Raw genomic sequence first — 2,236 nt, 5'->3', positions numbered from 1 at the left:
CAGGCACTGCCGGATGGGATGGCCGGCAACCATTCCCCAGACGGGCGGCGACTATACTCCGCACTCATGAATGCGTCAGCTTCTCTTCTCTCGGCTGCGGGTGGGCCATGAAAATCGCGGTGCTCTGTCATGCCAGTGCAGGCGGTTCGGGGGTCGTTGCCACCGAACTGGGCGTGCAGGTGGCGCGCGCCGGCCATGAGGTCCATTTTGTCGGCTCCGCGCAGCCCTTTCGCCTGGCTGGCCACGGCAGCATGCGTGGGCCTTACTTTCATCAGGTCAGCGGCTACGCTTACGCGCTGTTCGATCAGCCCTACCCCGAACTGGCGGCGGCCAATACCCTGACCGAGGTCATTCAGGAACACGGCGTGGAACTCTCGCACGCCCACTACGCCATTCCCCATGCCACGGCGGCCATTCACGCCCGCGCCATGACCGGCAAGACGCGCGTGATGACCACCCTCCACGGCACCGACGTGACACTGGTGGGCCTGGAGCCAGCATTTCGCCATACCACCCGCCACGCCATCGAACGCAGCGACCATGTAACAGCCGTCTCGGCGTATCTGGCGCAGCACACCCAGGAAGTGTTTGGGGTCGAGCGCGAGATCGAGGTGATTCATAACTTCGTGGACAGCGAACGCTTTGTGCGCGTGACGGACCCAGCTGTGCGCGCCCGCTTTGCCCACCCGGATGAGGCGCTGCTGGTGCACGTCAGCAATTTCCGCCCGGTCAAACGCGCCGCCGACGTGGTGCAGGTGTTTGCCCGCGTGGCCAGCGAGATTCCGGCGCGGCTGCTGATGATTGGCGACGGCCCCGAGCGTCCTCGCGCCTTCGAACTGGCCCAGCAACTGGGCGTGATTGGCCGCACCCACTTTCTGGGGTCGTTTCCGGATGTCGAGACAGTGCTGGGGATCAGCGACCTCTTTTTGCTGCCCAGTCAGCAGGAAAGTTTCGGCCTGGCCGCGCTGGAGGCCATGAGCTGCGAGGTGCCGGTGGTGGCCGCCCGCGCCGGCGGCATTCCCGAGGTGGTCGAGGAAGGCGTGACCGGCTTTCTGGCCGATGTCGGTGATGTGGACCGGATGGCCGACGCGGCGCTGCGGGTGCTCCGCAACCGTGACCTCTACGTTCAGATGGGCGCAGCAGGACGCGAGGCGGCCATCAGCCGATTTCACCCGCGCCTGATTGTGCCTCAGTATCTGCGGGCCTACGAACGCACTGTCGAATTGGTGTGCTAAAGAGGGGGCGCTTGCCATAGGGGGAGGCGCCCCCTTCCCTTCGGAAGCTAAAAACTACGATTATAAGTGAATAGATTCACGATTTTATATGCTTACACTTTTTTTGTTTCTTATTCCAATACATAAAAGTATGCATATCAAAAGCTGGCGAGACTCTCCCGCCAGCCTCTTCTTCCAGCATCAGCGCGCCAGACGAACCGAGACCACCGTACTGTCCGCAAACGGCTGGACTTTGACGGCCCGGCCTACATCCACGATAAAGGCGTTCCAGCCGCGTTTGAAGCTGGCCTCATAGCCTTTGTTGGCCTTGACGGTCACGTCAGTATTGACCCAGGCCACAAACAGGCCTCCGCCGTTCAGGGTGGGCAACACGTCGCGCAGGGCCTCGTTTTCATCGCGGCGGCCGTTGTTGTTCAGGTCACGGTAGGTAAAGAACTTCAGCTCGGCCACCTGCGCCTGCCCGCTGACCTGAATGGGGTCAATCACACCGGGCCAGTTCACGTTCTGCGGCGTCAGGGTCACCTGGGCGCGGGCGGTCGGGGCGGCGACGGGCAGTTCCAGGGTAAAGCGGCCCCCCTCGACTGGCACCGACGAGACTTCCTGCACCGCCTGACCGTAAGGATTGACCACCACGGCGGCCACCCGCGTGTCAGCGGTAACGGCGCCCTCCACGGTGCCCCGGATGGTCAGGGCAGACGCCTGGGCAGCCAGGAGGGCAAACAGAACAGCGAATGCACGGGGCTTCATACCCGCAGTCTACGCGCAGGGCTGACGCCCATGTGACCGCAAGTAACGATTGACTTGAGCAAGGACACATGCGGCAGAGGGGCTCAGACTGTGTTGTTTGCAGTAAGGATTGAGGCGAAGTGAGCAGCAGCAAGAGGGACTGGCGTGAAGTCTGCCAAATCCCGCGAGGTTCAGAAGCGAGAAGCATCTAGCTCTTCCCCGCTCAACGCACCTTTCGCTTCTTGCAGAGTCACAGGGCCTAGCTGTACTTCGGG

Annotated in this window: 2 protein-coding genes; one reads left to right on the top strand and one right to left on the bottom strand. The window is 62.5% G+C overall.

Annotated elements, in window-relative coordinates; translation table 11 throughout:
• The first annotated feature begins 107 nt into the window (after positions 1-107).
• A complete protein-coding gene (bshA, locus tag K7W42_RS22635) occupies positions 108-1,235 on the top strand; it encodes an N-acetyl-alpha-D-glucosaminyl L-malate synthase BshA (RefSeq protein WP_157460732.1) in 1,128 nt (375 codons plus the stop codon).
• Between the two features lie 180 nt (positions 1,236-1,415).
• Here bshA and K7W42_RS22630 read toward each other — a convergent pair whose 3' ends face one another.
• Positions 1,416-1,982: a hypothetical protein gene (locus tag K7W42_RS22630; RefSeq protein ID WP_157460731.1), complete on the bottom strand. Its 567-nt coding sequence runs from the start codon at positions 1,980-1,982 to the stop codon at positions 1,416-1,418.
• Positions 1,983-2,236: the final 254 nt, after the last annotated feature.

Origin of the sequence: Deinococcus betulae, assembly GCF_020166395.1 — a bacterium.
Taxonomy (GTDB): domain Bacteria; phylum Deinococcota; class Deinococci; order Deinococcales; family Deinococcaceae; genus Deinococcus; species Deinococcus betulae.
This window is presented reverse-complemented; position numbering and strand designations above follow the sequence as displayed.